This window comes from Paenibacillus oceani (assembly GCF_014705615.1).
GTDB lineage: Bacteria > Bacillota > Bacilli > Paenibacillales > NBRC-103111 > Paenibacillus_AB > Paenibacillus_AB oceani.
This window is the reverse complement of the sequence record NZ_JACXJA010000056.1, coordinates 17,105-34,480: the sequence shown is the minus strand read 5'-3', so window position 1 is coordinate 34,480 and position 17,376 is coordinate 17,105. Positions and strand designations below refer to the sequence as shown.

Sequence of the window (17,376 nt, the reverse complement as noted above, 5' to 3'; positions counted from 1 at the left end):
GTGCGGCTGAATGAGGCAGAAAGTTTAAAGCTTAAAGCCCCTACACGCCATACATGTTGAAGAGACGATGATCGACCGGCCATGGGGGGTTAGGGGATGGTTGGAACAGCAGTAGTGCTCGTACTCGGTTCGGGGTTCATGCATTCGCTCTGGAATCTGTACACGAAGAAAAGTATCGACAAAAATGTGTTCCTCTGGTATTGCCAGCTTGTCGCGATCGTTCTCTTCTTGCCGTGGACGATCCTCGAATGGGACAGCAGCCGGCTGTCCGGCGAAGGACTGGTGATTGTGCTGGTCTCGATGGCGCTGCACGGGCTGTATGTCGTGCTGCTCGCAGCCGCTTATTCGGCTGGTGATCTGTCACAGGTATATCCGATCATGAGGGGGACGAGTCCGCTGCTCGTGCCAGTGCTTGGTGTGACGTTGTACGGCGAATCGTTATCGGCCGGGGGGTGGGCAGGGATAGGCTTGATCGTCGTCGGGATTGCGCTGCTGAGCAGCGTCAAGCCGGGGAGAGAAGCTTCGGCACGGGCGCCTGCGTCGTGGAAGGCGCCGCTTCTGGCATTGGCCGTGGGAGTTTGTATCGCCGGTTATATTGCGGTGGATAAGGCGGCTCTGGAGTATGTCCCGGCCGTCGTGCTGAATGAAGCGACCAATATCGGCAACCTGCTGGCTCTGTCATGGGCTGCGCTGCGTTCAGGAAGGATGAGGGAGGAGCTTCGGGCGAACGGGAAGGTTATCCTGCTCGGCGGAGTAATTGCGCCCGGAGGGTACTTGCTGTTTCTGTTCGCCTTGTCGATTGCGCCGGTCGCACAGCTCGCTCCCATGAGAGAGATCGGGACCGTATTCGGGACGATCCTGGGGGTCCTGATCCTGCGGGAGCAGCAGGGCGCCAGACGTATCCTAACGACGCTTCTGATAACACTCGGTGTCATAACGGTCGGAGTATGGGGATAGGCAGGGCGCCCGCGGCTGTGACGCGAGTTTGCGTTTATAGCTCCGTTGGCAGGCCGTGCAGGTACATTTGTTTGCAATCGGTATGGTGAAGGAGCACGTCCATCGTTTTCGGGTGAGGCGCCTTGTAAAGGAGCGGGTAATCCTTCTCTCCATAATGATGGCGTATGGGAAAGGCCAGCCGCTCTTCGTTCAGGGAAAACTGGGCGTCTACTCCATCCTTGTTGCCGCGGGCATCCAGACGAATCCATTTGCCGACGGAGCGGATATAGCAGGCATTTAATGCATGGACCGCATAGCCCGTGTCGGGCGTGTCGCCTAATGTCAAGCGCTGGTAACAGAAGCCGGCAGGTATGCCCCGCCCCCGTAATAAAGCGCACAGCAGATTGGATTTGGCATAACAGATCCCTTCGCGATACAGAAGAACTTCAGAGGCTGTACGTGTAATGCGCGAACTTCGGATATCCCACGAATGGGAGATGCCGTCCCGGACAAATTCAAAAGCGGCTTTTACATAGGCGATATCGTCCGGGGAGCGGCCATGCAATTCGGTGATTTTCTCTTGTATCGTATGGTGGCGGAAGTCTACTTCTTCGGTGTGCTCCAAATAATCGTCCAGTCGGCTGGACTCCCGGATCCGGTTCATGGCTCATTTCCCCCAAGTACAAAATAGTTGAGAATTATTATGCATTATAATGGATTAATATTCAACGTTTTGTTTGGCGTGACGGCAGTACCGGGCAAACGAAAAGCCCGCCTGGATCATGCTCCAGACGGCCTTTCCAATTATTCGCGAACGATCGTTAGTACCATTAACGTTCCCGGTACAGTAGCGCACTGACCGCAAACCGGGGTAGAATGAGCTGTCTGCGCCATCTCGAGGGCTGATTGATTAACCGGAATAACCATTCGGCATGCATATCCTGCCATACTTTGGGGGCGCGCTTCACTTTCCCGCCGATAATATCCAGACTTCCTCCGACTCCCATCGCAATTTTGGCGTTCAGACGCGACCGGTAGGTATGAATCCACAATTCGGCTTGCGGAGCTCCCAGCGCCACGATTAGGAAGTCGGGAGCCGCCCGGCGGATATCCTCCACAATCTTCTCGTCTTCCTCCGGGGTGAAATAGCCGTGGTGGCGGCCTGCGATCGTAACGTTCGGATACGTCCGGCCGATGGCCTCCGCCGCCTTGAGGCTTGTCTCTTCATCCGCACCGAGTAAGTAAAACGACCAGTTTTTCCGATTCCGGTTCCCGGTCTCGAGCAGCCGAATCAGCAGATCGCAGCCGGTGACCCGTTCCGGAAGATGCCCGCCCTTCATCCGGGATACCAGCACGATCCCGATCCCGTCAGCGGTAACCAGCCCGGCTTCGTCCACGATCGAGCGCAGCCCGGCATCATGCTGGCATCTCATTACGATTTCCGGGTTTCCCGTAATGACGTGAAAGAGGGAAGAGCGGTTTTGCTCCACGATCTCGCTAAGCTTGCTTAAAGTTTGGTCCATCGTAAGTTTGGGAAAAGGGATGCCCATAATGTTGGCGACAGGTACCATCGGAGAAACTCCACCTCCAGCTTGTATTCCTTTCATCCTACCATGTTTTGGAGGGAGGGGCCATCCTGTCTGAAGGTTGGGCGGCAGGCAACTGGTTGGTGGTCGTTGTCACGCGCCGCGGCCTGTTGTGGGCGGTGTAATTGGCGGGTTGGGGGGGGAGCGGGACAGCATACTACGCGCCGTAAGTGATGCGGGGTGCGAAATGAAGCCGTAGCTCGTGAAAAGGAAAGTTTAACCCCGCTAACGCGCTAAAGCGAAACGCAGGAATCGTTGTAATGATTACCCTCGAAGCCCTTTTTCTGGATAGGGGCATAAGTGGATACACTATTTTTAACTCCATATATGGATTATAAAGGGTGAGAAAAATGTCGAAAAATTACTAATATTAACTAATATTTTCTATATAGTGGGAGTGAAATTGAAAGAAGTGTAATGATCTCCCCGCAGCGAAAGACCCGGTTTCGATCTGGCATATTTTAACCTTGGGGGAAACGTTTCATACCCTTTGTATTCTGCTAGTCCGGCGACATATAATAGGAGGAAGCACGCAGTACTTTTGTAATCGTTTATCGGGGGAACGACAAGAAACGACAATGCATTCGACAACGCGACGAACGGGAGAGATTCATGCATACGATTAAAATTGTTACCGATTCCACGACAGATTTGCCCAAGGAACTGCTCGAGCAATTTCGGATCGAGGTCATTCCTCTGCAGGTGGATATTGACGGAGAGAGTTACTTGGACAATGTCACGATATCGCCGCTTTCGTTCATAGACCGGATGAGGGAAGCGAAGGAATTGCCGAAAACGTCGCAGCCTGCGGTCGGAGTTTTTTTGGAAGCGTATAACCGGCTCGGCGCGGACGGGGATCTGATCTTGTCCGTTCATATGTCCAGCGGGATGAGCGGGACGTACCAGGCGGCCTGCATGGCTGCGGAGATGACAACCAGTCATGTGCAGGTAGTCGATTCCCAGATGATCTCGCAAGCGCTCGGCTTTCAGGTGATAGAGGCTGCGCGAATGGCGGACGAAGGGCTTGCGGTGTCGTCGATCGTGGACCGGCTGAAGCATGTTCTCGAACGGACGACGCTGTTCGTCGTGGTCGATACGCTCGAATATTTGGTCAAGGGCGGCAGGATCGGCAAAGCGACCGGATGGATCGGCACGCTGCTGAATATTAAGCCGATATCCAGACTGCAGAACGGCGTAGTCACTCCGGTTGCGAGAGTAAGGTCGTTCTCTCATGTCGTCAAAACGTTGATGGACCATTTTGAGGAGGATACGAAAGGAAAAGTGATCCGCGGCATCGGGATCTCGCATGCCGACAACATGTCGATCGCGGAGAAGCTGCGCCAGAAGATCGAGCTGATTACTAGCGTACCCGTCCGAATCTGTCCGGCTACCCCTGTCATCACGGCGCATACGGGACCCGGGGCGATCGGTTTTATGTATTACGCGGAATAAGGACAAGGTAGAGCTGGACCGGCCTTGGCGTTTATGGACCCGTTTGGTTTAACTGGACGGTTTTTCGCGAGAAACGCTGAATAGGATTGGTTCATAGTCCCTGCTCCAAAGTTTCCGCCCAATGAAAGACTCCTTTAACTTGTTAAAGCCGCCTTTACAACGTCCGTCGGTCCTTATATAATTAGCCCAACCTGTCGAGGAGGCTAGATCGATGAACGTTAACTTCCAAAGCTTCGCCCAATCGTATAGCCACAGCCATCATCACAGTTAGGCGTTTGTATTGCGGTCTTCGCGTCCGCAGGTACAAGCGCCTATTGGCGTTATACCTGCGGACTTGTTAGAGAGAGTCATGCGGGTATTTTTTTACCTGTATGGCTCTTTTGTTGTCGCCAAAAACAGTTTCCGAGGGAGGAAATTACGATGTCCACGATGATTTTTAATTTGCCGCAAGATCAGGAACAGCTGGATGAACGGTTCAGATCGCATAACAAGCTGTTTGACCGCGAGGTGCTGACAGGAGTGCTGGCGATTTTCGACGAGGTGGCCCGCAGTGGGGACGAGGGTATAAGAAGTGCGACCCGGAAGTTCGATCAGGTGGAACTGGACCGGCTGGAGCTCACGGAAACCTGCACGGCGGCCTGCATCAACGGATTGCCGCCTTCCCTACGTTCGGCGATCGGGCAGGCGATTCGCCATGTGCACGAGGTGAATATGGAGCTGCGGCCCCGGTCCTGGGAGAAAGAGATCCGGCCGGGTACCGTAGTCGGGGAAATCGTGCGGCCGCTCGATTCGGTCGGAATCTGGATTCCAGCGAGAAAAGGGCCGCTCCTCTCGACTGCGATCATGCTCGTCGTTGCCGCCAAAGCCGCCGGAGTGCCAACGATCGTAGTCGGAATGCCGCCTCTGAAGGACGGCGCCGGCGACCCGGGGACGGTAGCCGCAGCCAAGTTGGCGGGAGCGGACCGGATTGTCATCGGCAACGGCGTCTCGATCATCGCCGCGTTCGCGCAAGGGACGGAGTCGGTGCCCGAGGTGGACGGCATCTTCGGCCCCGGTCCCGGGGGGATCGCCGCCGCGATGAGCGCGGCCATGATGTACGGCAAGAAGGCCGCGCTCGGACTCGGCCCGACCGAATGCGCGATTATCGCGGACGGAAGCGCCGATCCGGAGAGAGCCGCTTGCGACTTGATCAATGAAGCGGAGCACGGCCCGGACTCGTCCGCTGTTCTCGTCACCACTTCCGCCGCTTTGGCCCGTCAGATCGAAGAGCGGCTCGGGCTCCGGATCGGGGAGATGCCGGAGGACAGGCGCCGTTATTTGCAGCAGGTGTTCGGTCCGGCCGGGAAAGGAGCCATCGTCGTCACGCCAACGATCGAGGACGCTTGCGACTGTATCAACGGATTCGCGCCGGAGCATCTGATGGTGGTAGGCGAACCGCAGACGGAGCAGCGCGTACTTGAGCTGGTCCGCCATGCAGGCGAGATTCTGATCGGCGGCTACACCCCGTTCTCCGCCGGGAACTATGCGATCGGCATTACGGCCGTGCTGCCGACGAACCGGTTTGCCAAGGCGTTCTCGGGCGTCACGTGCAAAGATATGGTGAAAGTGTCGACGACCGGGCGGCTGACCCCGGAGGCGCTTCGGGAACTGGCGCCGGCAATTCGGGAGATGAGCGGCTACGAGCAGCTGCCGGGCCATAGGAAGGCGGCGGATATCCGGCTGGGAACGGAGCCGGCGGATCACAATGGAGGCGGTTAACGGAACCGGCGCTTGATCGGGCTGGCCGGCCCGGCACGAAATCCAACGGGCTTTACTTCGAATCGATTCTTCTATAAAAAATGGACCTCACACCTCCACTTTGCCGCGGACTTGGGGTCCTTTCCATTTGCCGCTCCCGCTCCACTCCTTGCAACCCGCTCCCCGAAGTCAAGGTTTGACCGCTAAAACAACCGATTTTCAGGAATTTTATATGAAATGTAAGAAGTGTGTAAGTTTTTGTCGAGAGATGTTAGATATAATGATTTTAGGGGTAAATACAGGTTAAAAGACGGGGGCGCACCAGTAGGTAAATAATGCTCATTTATTATTCCATTAAGTTATGTTCAAATCAATAGTAAGGAATTGATTCTTTAGTAATCTGATTGTAAGAAGCTGAAGCGGGATGTAAGGAAGTGCTGCCGTGAGAAAAAAGAGCTTGCTGCTGATCGGCGTTCTCGCAGGGTTAACGCTGTTTTTTATTTATAAACAAACCGGCGGTCCTGCCGACCCTCCGCTGCTTTCCTTGCCGGACCCTACGTATGGCGCCCGGGCGAACGTTCAGAAGGAGCGGGACGAGCTGGAGACGTTTATCCAAACCAAGCTGACCGGGCCACACGGGGTGTACACCAACTATCTGGATACCGACCAGTCCAGGGAACTGGCGACCGGGCACGAAGTGCTCAGCGAGTCGGCTTCCCTCCGGATGAGAATCAGCGCCCTTGCAAAGGATAAGCAGTCCTTCGACAAGGAGTGGGCGCTTGCGAAGCGTACCTTCGATCTGCAAAAAGGGTTCAGCTACCGGTACAGCCCCAAGCAGCAGAAAAGCTATCCGATCAATGCGGCCGTTGACGACCTCCGGATGATCCGGGCGCTCTACGAGGCCGGACAAGCGTTCGGGGACGGTTCGTATACGAAGGAAGCGAACCGGTACGGGGAACGGTTTTATCAATACAATGTCAAGGACGGCCGGCTCTACGACTTCTATGACGAGAAGTATAACAAGACCAACTCGTTCGTCACGTTGTGTTATGCGGATCTCAGAACGCTGCAACTGCTTCCGGCTCCGTCCAAAGCCCGGCAGACGCTGCAGTCCACCATGCAGGCCATCGTTCAGGACGGATATTTGGGCGACGAGTTTCCGTTCTATGAAACCCGGTACCACTACGATCGAAGCGCATATTCCTCCGAAAATATCAACACGGTGGAGTCGCTGCTGACGATTCTGCATCTGGCCGAGGTGAAGGAGGCGAAGCCGGCGAGCATCCGCTACCTGAAGGAGCACGTGATGGCGGGAACGTTGTTCGGCCAATATACGAGAGCAGGCGAACCGGCCAATTCGATCCGGTCGACCGCGATTTATGCCCTGACGGCGATGATCGGCTCCGAGATCGGGGATTATCCGCTGTATCTGGACAGCATCGGGCGGATGAATGCGTTCCAGGTCAAGCAGCAGGACAGTCCGCTGTACGGGGGCTTTGGAGACGTACATACGAATCAAGCGTACTCGTTCGATAACCTGATGGCGCTGCTCGCTTACTCGTATTAAAGAAATGAAGGTGAACCCGGATGACAGACAAAGGGATAGCTAAATGGATTCGCGGCGGACTCGCGCGGGCGGGCCGATATATATCGCCGGCCTCGTTAGCCGCCATCGGGGTTCTGCTCGTAACGGCAATAGCTTTGTTCGTCCCTCCCTACGTCGGGATGGCGGATAACGGAGACTTTTTCCGAAGCATTTACAGCACCGGCCTGTACTTCAGCGAACCGGGGAATGACGGTTTGCGGTTCGGGCATTTCGTCAAGCAATACGGTATCTTTCAATATTTCAACGAAAACGGCTCGACGATCGCCTCGTCCCAGACTTTGTTTATTAAAGCCGCGATTGGGCTGAATCAGCTGCTGTTTGATCCGGTCGTTTTCGATATCCGTTTTCAGGCGGCGATCTTCACGTTGCTGCTGACGGCAGCGATCTACTTGCTGGTGGAGGCCATTACTTGGGGAGTGCCGAAGAAGCTCGGCTACCTCATCGCGGCGATCGCGATATTCATCTTCGGCGACACCGGGTACACGGCGTATTTTAATTCGTTTTACGGCGAAAGCATCGTGTTCGTCATGGTGCTGCTCCTGTCGGCGTCCTGGCTGCTGATGTACCGGAGGCGGTATAACGACTACGCCATGCTGGCGCTGTTCGTCGTCAGCGCGCTGATTCTCACGACCTCGAAGCAGCAGAATGCGCCCGTCGGCGTAATCGTCGCGGTGATGGGAATCAGCCTGTTGTGGATGCGCAAAGGGAAATCGTTCCGGATCTGGACCGCCGGATCGCTCGTCCTGATGTTCGTGACCGGTCTTGCGACGTATGTGATGATCTCCAAGGAGTTCGTCAACATCAACCAGTATCACGCGATGACCCGCGGTGTTCTGATGCAGTCGGAGAATCCCGAGGAGACGCTAAGGAAGTTCGATATCGACGAGCAGTATGCGCTGCTCAAAGGAACGATCTACTATGAGCCGTTCGCCACGATCGACGTCAACTCGGCGGAGCTTGAGCGGCAGTTTTACAGCAAGTACAGCTTCGTATCGATTCTGCAGTATTACGCCACTCATCCGGACAAGCTCGGATCGATATTGAACATAGCGGCCAAGGACGCTTTCTCGATCCGGCCGCAGGCGATGGGCAATTACGAAGCTTCGGCCGGCAAGCCGTTCGGAGCACACACCCCGTTTTTCTCCTTGTACAGCTGGCTGAAGGTGAAGCTGGCGCCCAAGACGTTCGGTTTTATCGTCATCTGGATCGCCGTCGTAACAGGGTTGTACATGCCTTCCTTCGTCGCCGCGGTAAGAGCGCGCGACTTCAGACAAGCGCAGAGGCTGATCATGATCGTGACGATGATGCTCATCGGGCTGGCTGGCGTCCTCGCCTCGATTATCGGGGCGGGGGATGCGGATCTGGCGAAGCACCAATTTCTGTTTACGGCGGCGTTTGACGTCGTGACCTATATAATCGCGGCGGATCTGATCAGCCGGAGGTTGTTCCGCGATGCGCCGGCGACGATCGCACGGAAGCCGCCATATGCGTCCGGAGGCAAGGGGGTGACGCCGTTTGCTGCGCCATAAAGCGTTCAAGCCCGGCCTGCTGCTGACCGTAGTACTGCTTGTATGCTTCTGCTCGGTCCGGTGGCAGCCGGCTTCGGCCGCAGCCGCCGCCGAGAGTCAGCCGGATAACGTGCTGCTGTTGTACGACAGCTTGGCGAAAGGCACGTCCAGGGAAGGGAATGTGGCGGTCTTGCAGCAGCAGCTGGCGGCATACCGGGTACAGGTTACGACGTTGAGTCTGGACCGTTACCGGCAAGGGACGATGCAATCTTACGGGAAAGTGATTACCGTGATTAACGCTGCGGACCTGGATATTGCCAATGAGGCATACAAGACCGATCTCGCTGCTTATCCGGGCGAGTATATGCATATCGGAGGCAACCTGCCGGGACGGATCGCGGATATCGGACAAGGAGCCCTGGTGCGGACGGACGGACGGTCGATCCGGCTGGAAGCGGGCCCCGACAGCCAGTCCTCCATTCATCCCGGACCCTTGACGTTGATTGCGGCACCGGAGAGCGGAATATACGGCACGATCACCGTGGAGGGAAGCGCCGAACGATTTCCTTACGGCGTCCGTGAAGGGCGGAATACGTATCTTCCTTTTATGGAGAAAGGCAATCTCAGCGAACTGGCCGCAGCGCACGTTCTGAAACGGTGGCTGCAGGTGGAGACGGCGGGGCGCACGTATGCGGTGATTAAAGACATTACCCCGTTCTCCGATTTCAAGCTGTTGGAGGCTGTCACCGACCGGCTGTACGAGGCGGGGATACCGTTTGCGGGCAGCATACGTCCCGTGATCAGCAATACCGACTACCCGGCTATGAAACGGTATGTCGAAGCGCTCAAGTACGTACAGTCGCGCAACGGCGCTATTCTGATCCAGGCGCCGGTCGTCCTGGACGGCGTCAGCCGGAGCGGGCAACTGCTGCACAGCAGGATGGAGGAGTTCATCGCCGTCCTGGCCGGGTATCAAGTGGCCCCGCTCGGCATAGGCGCCGAGCTGTATTGGTCGTATGACAAGGCTTATGCGGAGGGAGGAATGGGGTTCTTCAGCTCCGCGGTATTGTTCCCGGACGAGAAGCCTCTTCCGATCGAGCCGGCGGATACGTCCAAAGCGTTCGCCTCGGCTTTGTACAGTATGCCGGTCAGCGATCTCCACCGGATGGAGCGGTACAGCGGAGCGATGCCGGCATTCCCGATGGATACGGCCGTCACGATTGCTTTCGTAGAGGACGAGCGTCAGCTCGCGGCAGCCGTTCAGACGCTGATCGATTCGAGAATTCCGTTCGCCGACTACAGGGACGGCCGTCATGAGGTTCGTACGGACGCCCATCGCATCGCTTCGGAAGACGGAGTGATCACGATCGACGGAAACCGGCTGCAGGCGGACTACGCTCCATCCATCGTCAGCGAAGACTACAAATATCAGGAAGAAACCCGCAAAAGCTTTACGCGCATGTTTCAGGTGCAGAACCGGTTTTTTATCGTCGTGATCGGAGCGGCTCTGATCGTATTCGGCGTTTTTCTGGTGGCGGGTCGCCGGTTGTATAAACGAAAATTTATGAAATAAGGAGACTCGCATGACGCTTCCCGACGTCTTGATGGTTATCGCCGTCATCTGTATCTGGTCCTTGCTTCTAGTCAACGTGGTCCTTATTATTGCCGGATATTTGTATTACATCGAGGGCGAGAACAAGCCGGTGCCGGACATCCGGGGCGAGGCTCCGTTCGTGACGATTATGGTGCCGGCGCATAATGAAGGGAAAGTCATAGGCAAAACGGTCGAGTCGCTGCTCGCCCTCGATTATCCGCACGACCGGTACGAGATTATCGTCATTAACGATAATTCGTCCGACCGCAGCGCCGAACTGCTAGCCGGAATCCAGGCCAGGTATCCGGGCCGCAATCTGATCGTGATCAATACCGATTCCGTTACCGGCGGCAAAGGAAAGTCGAACGCGCTGAATATCGGCTTCGCTCAAAGCAAAGGCGAACTGATCGCCATCTACGATGCGGACAATACGCCCGAGAAAACGGCGCTGCGCTATCTCGTCGCCGAGATTACGAACGATTCGTCGCTCGGCGCGGTCATCGGCAAGTTCCGCACCCGCAACCGGGACGTCAACCTGCTGACCCGATTCATTAATATCGAGACGCTTTCGTTCCAGTGGATGGCCCAGGCGGGGCGGTGGAAATTGTTCAAGCTGTGCACCATACCCGGCACCAACTTTATTATGCGGCGGCATATTGTCGAGACGATCGGGGGCTGGGACGTCAAAGCGATCGCCGAGGATACCGAGATCAGCTTCCGGATCTACATGATGGGCTACAAGATCAAATTCCAGCCGCGCGCCGTCACCTGGGAGCAGGAGCCGCAGACCGTTAAAGTCTGGTTCAAGCAGCGCACCCGATGGGCGAAAGGGAATATCTACGTTATCGTCAAATATTGCAAGCTGCTGTTCCATCCTTCGGCCAAAACGATCCGGTTCGACATCCTGTATTACTTATCGATCTACTTCCTGCTGCTGATCTCGCTGGTCACGTCCGACTTGCTGCTGATCCTGCATGCGCTCGGCTACGTATATACGACCATTGCGGGCTTGAGTACCTTCCTGTGGCTGCTCGCCATCGTTTTGTTCGTAGTCGGCATCTACGTCACGCTCACGACCGAAAAAGGTGAAATGAACGTCTCCAACCTGTGGATCATCTTGCTGATGTACGTTTCGTACTGCCAAATGTGGCTCGTGGTCGTCGCTTACGGGATGTATCACTACATCCGGGACGTCGTCGGAGCGCGGGAAGTCAAGTGGTACAAAACCGAAAGGTTCTAATCAAACGCCGGCGATTCCAGGCGGTAGCTTCAAAACTGATAACGGGAGAAGGCCACTATCATGAAAAAAACGATCGCACTCCTCACGCTCCTCTCCTTCTGCCTCCTGTCGGCCGGGCAGGCGGCGTCGGCTGCCCCGGACGCGGACGGGACGCGGCTGCTGCAAACGGTATTTACCGACAACGAGACCAGCCTTACGGGCATGAGGAGCTCCAAACAAAAGCTGTTCCAGATCCCCGACTATTGGAACGTGCAGGAAGTGAATCTGAAACTCGATTACGTCGTCACGCCGCTGGCGAAGGAACTGATATCCAGCGTTACGTTGTGGATTAACGGCAAGCCGTTCCATTCGTTCAGGCCGGGAACCGGGGAGAAGGGCTTGCAGCAGCTGACGATCGCCGTTCCGAAGGAGTGGCTGAAGCAGGGCGACAATACGATCGAGATTCAAGGTTATGTCCGGACGGAGGACCAGCAGGCTTGCTCGATTGTCGAGGCGCCGGACCAATGGCTGCAGCTGCACAACACGTCCAGCATCGACGTACGCTATACGAGCTTGCCTATGGAAGGGACGATCGCCGATTTCGCCAAACGGTTCGCCGGTCCGGACACCGTCTATGCGGGCGGCAGCGTCATCACCGTACCCGACCGCAGCGAGACGGCCGAGCTCGAAGCGGCTGTGCACGTCCTATCCGGATTCGCCAAGCTGAATTCGTGGGACGACAAGGACATTCCGCTGCTTCCTTACAGCGCGGAAGCCTTGAAGGAGAAAGAACTCGTCGTGCTGGTCGGCTTGTACGACCGGCTGCCGGAGGAGATCCGAAGCCTTATCGGCTCCGACGAGATGAGCGGCAAGGCGTGGCTCCGCCTTCTGAATCAGGAGGGCCAGCCGATGCTGGTCGTCACTTCCCAGAATGCGGAGCTGCTGAAGAAAGCGGCCCGGCTGACGGCGAATCCCGAGCTGATGAGCCAGATCGCGGGCGAGGCCAAGGCGGTGGACGAGAGCACGGACGTCTCTACGCCGTCGGTTTCCTTCAGCTCCCGGGTCAGCTTCACCGAGAACGGGGACGAGCTGAAAGGGCCGCACCATCAGGAGCGGTCCTACTACATCAACCTGCCCGCGAACCGCTCGATTGCCGATAGCGGACGGATCAGCCTGGATTACCGCTATTCGCAAAACCTCGACTTCAACCGCTCGCTGGTCACCGTATCGATCAACGATACGCCGATCGGAAGCAAGAAGCTGACGAAAGAAATGGCGAACGGCGACCGCGCGACCTTTGCCATCCCGACCGATCTGAACGTATCCGGCAACTTCGCGGTTACCGTCGGATTTGATCTGGAGATGATCGACGCGGCTTGTACGCAGAACGAAGAGCAGACGCCGTGGGCGTACATCTCCAACGAATCGATGATCGATTTCAAGACGAAGGACCGGACCGAGCTGCTGTTCAACCACTATCCGTATCCGTTCCTTCGCGACGGCGCCTACAATCAAGTGGCGGTCGTGCTTCCTCAGGAGCGCGATGCGTATACGTACCGGACGTTCTCCAATTTGTTCAATCTGCTCGGGCGTTACGCCGTGGCCAATACCGGGGACGTCAAGGTATATCCGGATACGGCCCAGGAGAGCGAGCTGAAGGACCGCAACATTATCGCCATCGGGACGTATCAGGACAATAAATGGATTCGCGACCAGAACAAGAACCTGTACTTTCAGTACGACGACAAAGGGACGGCCATCAAGTCCAACGAGAAAAAAAGCATCGATTCCGAATACGGCGCTCGGATCGGCACGCTGCAGCTTCTTCCTTCTCCGTTCTCCTCCAGTACCGGGATGCTGGTCGTAACGGGAGCCCGCTCGGAAAGCTACTATCTGGCGTCCAAGCTGCTGGCGACGGAGAAAGCGAAGTGGAGCGTGTACGGCGACGGGGTGACGGCCGACAAGGACGGCAACGTAAACGCGTACCGATTCAAAAAGCAAGCCGGAGAAAAAACAGATTCGGTTTTTGCCGATATAGCCAAACGAAGTGATGTGCTGGGCTTCCTGGCCGCGGTAGGACTGGCTGCCTGTCTCGCGCTCGTCTCGCTCGCGCTGCTCATCCGCAAATACCGGAAGAAATGAGGCCGAAGACGATGAATTTGAATCGCAACAGCTTGGTGTCGGACGTCGCTTTCCTGGTTTTTCTGGGGCTTTGCATGATTTGCGTGACGTTTACGGCAGGGAACCCGAATGCGTATTTTCAAAACCTGATCCTGCTGAACCTGACGTTCTTTTTTGCCATCGTCACTTATTTTACGACGGTTACGACAGGGCTTGTCCTTAACGTGATCTTCATCTTCGGCTACGGCGCCTATATGATGTACGAGACCGTATCGAAAGGCGAAACGATCGGGGCCGATACGTATTTCTGGCTGCTGGTCACGCCGCTTCTGACGATCGTAACCTGGTTGTTTACGTCGGGGACCCGGCGGCTGCAAACCGAGAACGCGGAGCTGCAGAAGCAGAAAGCCAGACTGGCCACCCTCGACGAAAATACCGATCTGAAAAACACGATCTCGTTCACCAAAGACGTCACGGTGTTCGCCGGCATCTCGACCCGGTACCAGATTCCGCTTACGCTGCTCGTGCTGAAGGTCAAGTACTGGAAGGAACTGAGGCGTATGATCGGGGAAGACCAGTTGGCCGAGGCGATCATCGACTTGTCCAGAATCAGTCAGGCCAGCATCCGCACGAACGACTCGCTTTATTTGCTCGACCGGGGAGAGGCTACGTGGGGACTGCTGCTTTTTACCGACCAGGAGGGAGCGAAGGTGGTCATGGACCGGATTCGCCACAGTCTGGTGGAGTTTAATTCTAACCAGTTCTCCGCCAAATACAAGGTGGAGCTGGGGCTGAAGATGGGCGCGTTGGAGTATAACGCCCAGACGATCGAGTCTCCGCTCGACTTTATCGCCCAAGCGAAAAGACAGCTGGAGTACGATGTGTAAGCTTGCATCGTCTGCTCTGGCGGAAGCGCGCCGGCCGTGCGCGAAATGAAGAAGCCTGCGCTTCCTACGGGAAGAGCGGGCTTGTTTTATGGCCAGAGAGTATATCGTGGGAGTGGCTCTACATCTGGGTAAACGCCAGCGTCAAAATACGCCAGTAGGCGTCCAACCAGACTCTAACGGACATGGTGGAGGCTATTTCGCTAAAAAACAGTGTTTTAGAATGTAACGGTCACCACAGCGCTTATTTACTCTGGAGCACCTCCAAAAGTGACGCTTCTCACCAAATAGCTGCATCTATGTCCGTTAGAAATCAAAATGATCGAAATGCATCACAATAACGGCCACTGTGTCCGTTAGAGTTTTTGTTTCATGGTTACTGGTGCCAGGAGCAGCGCTATATACCCTGATCTGCTGCGACAGGGAAGCGAGCTTCCGAGGCTGGGACTATTAACAATTTGACGAGTAGTCCGTTGTGAGCGAAGATAGATTCATATGCACACCGAACAGGGATACAAATACTGGTAATTTAAAAACCGATGGATATGGGAGTGGGGAGCAGCAACTTGAAAACATTCAAAAAAGTATATATCGAGATTACGAGCGTATGCAACCTTGCTTGCAGCTTTTGCCCGCAGACGGAGCGGAAGGCCAACTTCATCAAGCCGGAAACGTTCAACCGGATTCTCGACCAGCTCCGCCCGCATACGAAGCACATTTACCTGCATGTCAAAGGCGAGCCGCTGCTGCACCCGAAGCTGGACGAGCTGCTGGACGCGAGCCATGCCAAAGGGTTCAAGGTGAATATTACGTCCAACGGTACGCTTCTGCACAAAGCGGCGCCGAAACTGCTCGGCAAGCCGGCCTTGCGGCAAATGAACTTCTCGCTTCACAGCTTCGACGGGCATGAAGGATCGGAGAACCGGGAGAAGTATCTCGGCACCGTATTTTCGTTCGTCCGCGAAGCGGTGCAGCATGGCGTCATCATCTCGTTCAGGCTGTGGAACCTGACGCAGGACAATGAGATCAACCGGCAGCGCAACCGGAACCGTGAGACGCTGGAGATGCTGGAGAAGGAATTTAGCCTCGACTACCGGATCGAGGAGAAGGTCATACCGGGCGGCGGAATCAAGATCGCTCCGAATATTTATTTGAACCAGGAGTACGAGTTCGAGTGGCCGAGCCTGAGCGCGCCGGAAGACGACGGCAAAGGGTTCTGCCATGCGCTTCGCAGCCAGGCGGCGATCCTGGTCGACGGAACCGTCGTGCCTTGTTGTCTCGACGGGGAAGGCGTCATTAATCTGGGCAACGTGAACGAGACGCCGTTCTCGGACATTGTGGAGAGCGAGCGGGCGAACAATCTGTTTTACGGGTTTTCCCGCAGAGAAGCGGTCGAGGAGCTGTGCCGCAAGTGCGGATACCGGAAAAGGTTCGGCGCCTGAATCCGGCGCGCCGTTTCTGGGACCGGCCCCCGTGCCGCGCCGCATAACGGCGGGCCGGGAGCTGCGGGCGGTGCGAAGCATTCGGCAGTGTCCGGGAAACCGACCGAGAGTTGTCCCGTAAAACCGCTACTCGTTGCGCGTAATCCGTTTGTTTTTTTGCGAGCTGGAATGGGTTATATTGAGATCGAGCTCGATATGCCGGATCGCATCCTCGGTCAGAAGAGGTTCCTCCTGCTGCGACATAGCTTTCCACTGGCGGTAACGATGGCGGTAGAGGGTGTGCTCCAGATTGAACACGTCCGTCTGATGTTTCCGTCCGTTCTCGTACGTTTGCCGGATTTCCCGCTCGATCGCCTCTTTGGCCTGGGCGGTTAACGGTCCGAGTCCGCGCGTCCGGTTATTGATCCGGTTTACGACGTAACCGGCCGCTTTCATGGTAATGTTAAAACGAAGTTGTTCTCCGGCGGAAGCGGGCGTCAGCTTCGTTTTCGGTTCGTCGAAGACGATCTGCGCCGTCGAGTCCGACTTGTTCGGTACCGGAATGGCTGCGCGCACGGTACCGTGCTGGACCCAGCGAAGCCCTTCCAGCTCCTTCAGCGGGATATAACTGCGAAACTTCTCGTTTTTGAGGAAAATCGCGCCGTCGAGCATCAGCTTCGGCTCTTTTTTTTGTTTCTCCTGCCAAACGGTCCGGTTCAGCGCGATCGTCGGGATGCACGACGTGTAGCCCGGTTCGTAGATTTGGCCGATCAGCCGGTGAAGCTGGACCGATTTGATCAGCGACGCCTGCGAATAAGTTCCCTCCGGCTCGTGAAGGATCGTGCTGAGCGGGGATTGCCCGAAAAATCCCGCAGCCGTAAAAATTTCCTTGATAGAATCCCTCGTGCCGAACACCCAAGGCGTCAGCCGAAATTCGTAATACCGGCTAATGCTGTCGGAGATCCCCGTGAAGCCTTGCTTGAACGCCGATTCGCTGATCAGAACAGCGGTCACATGCCCCCAGTAGATCCGTTCCTGAGCCGACCGGTACAGGTCGAAGAATGCCTCCTCGAAAGACTTTCCGATCCCTTCGCCGACCCATATTTTTGCGGCCGGTTTCTGGTTGTCCGTCTTGGCCACCGACTGAAAATCGATAAACTGGATGTAGCCGTAATAGTGGCCGTCCTTGTAGTCGACACCGAGGGCCGACGCATAATTCAGCTTTTCGATATCTTTCACATCGGTGGCGCAGCCGGAGCTGAACGCCAGCGCCACAGCGGCCAAAAGCGAGAATACCGATTTTCGCATCGGC

General features: G+C 56.1%; 13 protein-coding genes. 10 read left to right on the top strand and 3 right to left on the bottom strand.

Features of this window, described 5'->3' with window-relative positions:
• The first annotated feature begins 96 nt into the window (after positions 1-96).
• Positions 97-957, top strand: a complete 861-nt coding sequence (locus tag IDH45_RS30600; RefSeq protein WP_190931952.1) for a DMT family transporter — start codon at positions 97-99, stop codon at positions 955-957.
• Positions 958-991: 34 nt separating this feature from the next.
• Here IDH45_RS30600 and IDH45_RS30595 read toward each other — a convergent pair whose 3' ends face one another.
• Together IDH45_RS30595 and IDH45_RS30590 are read right to left on the bottom strand one after the other, a co-directional pair.
• Positions 992-1,600, bottom strand: coding sequence for a transglutaminase-like domain-containing protein (locus IDH45_RS30595; protein WP_190931951.1), 609 nt, complete (start codon positions 1,598-1,600; stop codon positions 992-994).
• Positions 1,601-1,766: 166 nt separating this feature from the next.
• The gene (locus IDH45_RS30590; protein ID WP_190931950.1) at positions 1,767-2,507 is read right to left on the bottom strand and encodes a WecB/TagA/CpsF family glycosyltransferase; all 741 of its coding nucleotides are present in this window, start codon (positions 2,505-2,507) and stop codon (positions 1,767-1,769) included.
• A 627-nt stretch (positions 2,508-3,134) separates the two neighbouring features.
• On the opposite strand from IDH45_RS30590, the gene IDH45_RS30585 reads away from it, so the two are divergent.
• The 9 genes from IDH45_RS30585 to IDH45_RS30545 all read left to right on the top strand — a co-directional run bounded on the left by IDH45_RS30585 (position 3,135) and on the right by IDH45_RS30545 (position 16,085).
• Complete coding sequence (locus IDH45_RS30585) at positions 3,135-3,974, top strand: DegV family protein (RefSeq protein ID WP_190931949.1); 840 nt, start codon at positions 3,135-3,137, stop codon at positions 3,972-3,974.
• Between the two features lie 420 nt (positions 3,975-4,394).
• Positions 4,395-5,732: a histidinol dehydrogenase gene (hisD, locus tag IDH45_RS30580; protein ID WP_190931948.1), complete on the top strand. Its 1,338-nt coding sequence runs from the start codon at positions 4,395-4,397 to the stop codon at positions 5,730-5,732.
• A gap of 421 nt (positions 5,733-6,153) precedes the next feature.
• Positions 6,154-7,278, top strand: coding sequence for a glycosyl hydrolase family 8 (locus IDH45_RS30575; protein ID WP_190931947.1), 1,125 nt, complete (start codon positions 6,154-6,156; stop codon positions 7,276-7,278).
• 20 nt (positions 7,279-7,298) lie between these two features.
• Positions 7,299-8,846 carry a glycan biosynthesis hexose transferase WsfD gene (gene wsfD / locus IDH45_RS30570; RefSeq protein ID WP_223837159.1) on the top strand — a complete coding sequence of 516 codons (1,548 nt, stop codon included), beginning with the start codon at positions 7,299-7,301 and terminating at the stop codon, positions 8,844-8,846.
• On the top strand, positions 8,833-10,398 hold the full coding sequence (locus IDH45_RS30565; protein WP_190931946.1) for a hypothetical protein: 1,566 nt from the start codon (positions 8,833-8,835) through the stop codon (positions 10,396-10,398). Before wsfD ends, IDH45_RS30565 begins: the two co-directional genes overlap by 14 nt.
• 10 nt (positions 10,399-10,408) lie before the next feature.
• On the top strand, positions 10,409-11,659 hold the full coding sequence (locus tag IDH45_RS30560; protein ID WP_190931945.1) for a glycosyltransferase family 2 protein: 1,251 nt from the start codon (positions 10,409-10,411) through the stop codon (positions 11,657-11,659).
• A gap of 60 nt (positions 11,660-11,719) precedes the next feature.
• Positions 11,720-13,780, top strand: coding sequence for a cellulose biosynthesis cyclic di-GMP-binding regulatory protein BcsB (locus IDH45_RS30555; protein ID WP_190931944.1), 2,061 nt, complete (start codon positions 11,720-11,722; stop codon positions 13,778-13,780).
• Positions 13,781-13,791: 11 nt separating this feature from the next.
• The gene (locus IDH45_RS30550; protein WP_190931943.1) at positions 13,792-14,646 is read left to right on the top strand and encodes a diguanylate cyclase domain-containing protein; all 855 of its coding nucleotides are present in this window, start codon (positions 13,792-13,794) and stop codon (positions 14,644-14,646) included.
• A 563-nt stretch (positions 14,647-15,209) separates the two neighbouring features.
• Complete coding sequence (locus IDH45_RS30545; protein WP_223837158.1) at positions 15,210-16,085, top strand: radical SAM/SPASM domain-containing protein; 876 nt, start codon at positions 15,210-15,212, stop codon at positions 16,083-16,085.
• Positions 16,086-16,211: 126 nt separating this feature from the next.
• Here the strand turns inward: IDH45_RS30545 and IDH45_RS30540 are convergent, their stop codons facing one another.
• On the bottom strand, positions 16,212-17,372 hold the full coding sequence (locus IDH45_RS30540; protein WP_190931942.1) for a Ger(x)C family spore germination protein: 1,161 nt from the start codon (positions 17,370-17,372) through the stop codon (positions 16,212-16,214).
• Positions 17,373-17,376: the final 4 nt, after the last annotated feature.

What these genes read in the sequence shown, in the direction of transcription:
- IDH45_RS30600 (WP_190931952.1), top strand. Translation starts at nt 97, where the DNA reads ATGGTTGGAACAGCAGTAGTGCTCGTACTCGGTTCGGGGTTCATGCAT.
- IDH45_RS30595 (WP_190931951.1), bottom strand. Translation starts at nt 1,600, where the DNA reads ATGAACCGGATCCGGGAGTCCAGCCGACTGGACGATTATTTGGAGCAC.
- IDH45_RS30590 (WP_190931950.1), bottom strand. Translation starts at nt 2,507, where the DNA reads ATGGTACCTGTCGCCAACATTATGGGCATCCCTTTTCCCAAACTTACG.
- IDH45_RS30585 (WP_190931949.1), top strand. Translation starts at nt 3,135, where the DNA reads ATGCATACGATTAAAATTGTTACCGATTCCACGACAGATTTGCCCAAG.
- hisD (WP_190931948.1), top strand. Translation starts at nt 4,395, where the DNA reads ATGTCCACGATGATTTTTAATTTGCCGCAAGATCAGGAACAGCTGGAT.
- wsfD (WP_223837159.1), top strand. Translation starts at nt 7,299, where the DNA reads ATGACAGACAAAGGGATAGCTAAATGGATTCGCGGCGGACTCGCGCGG.
- IDH45_RS30560 (WP_190931945.1), top strand. Translation starts at nt 10,409, where the DNA reads ATGACGCTTCCCGACGTCTTGATGGTTATCGCCGTCATCTGTATCTGG.
- IDH45_RS30555 (WP_190931944.1), top strand. Translation starts at nt 11,720, where the DNA reads ATGAAAAAAACGATCGCACTCCTCACGCTCCTCTCCTTCTGCCTCCTG.
- IDH45_RS30550 (WP_190931943.1), top strand. Translation starts at nt 13,792, where the DNA reads ATGAATTTGAATCGCAACAGCTTGGTGTCGGACGTCGCTTTCCTGGTT.
- IDH45_RS30540 (WP_190931942.1), bottom strand. Translation starts at nt 17,372, where the DNA reads ATGCGAAAATCGGTATTCTCGCTTTTGGCCGCTGTGGCGCTGGCGTTC.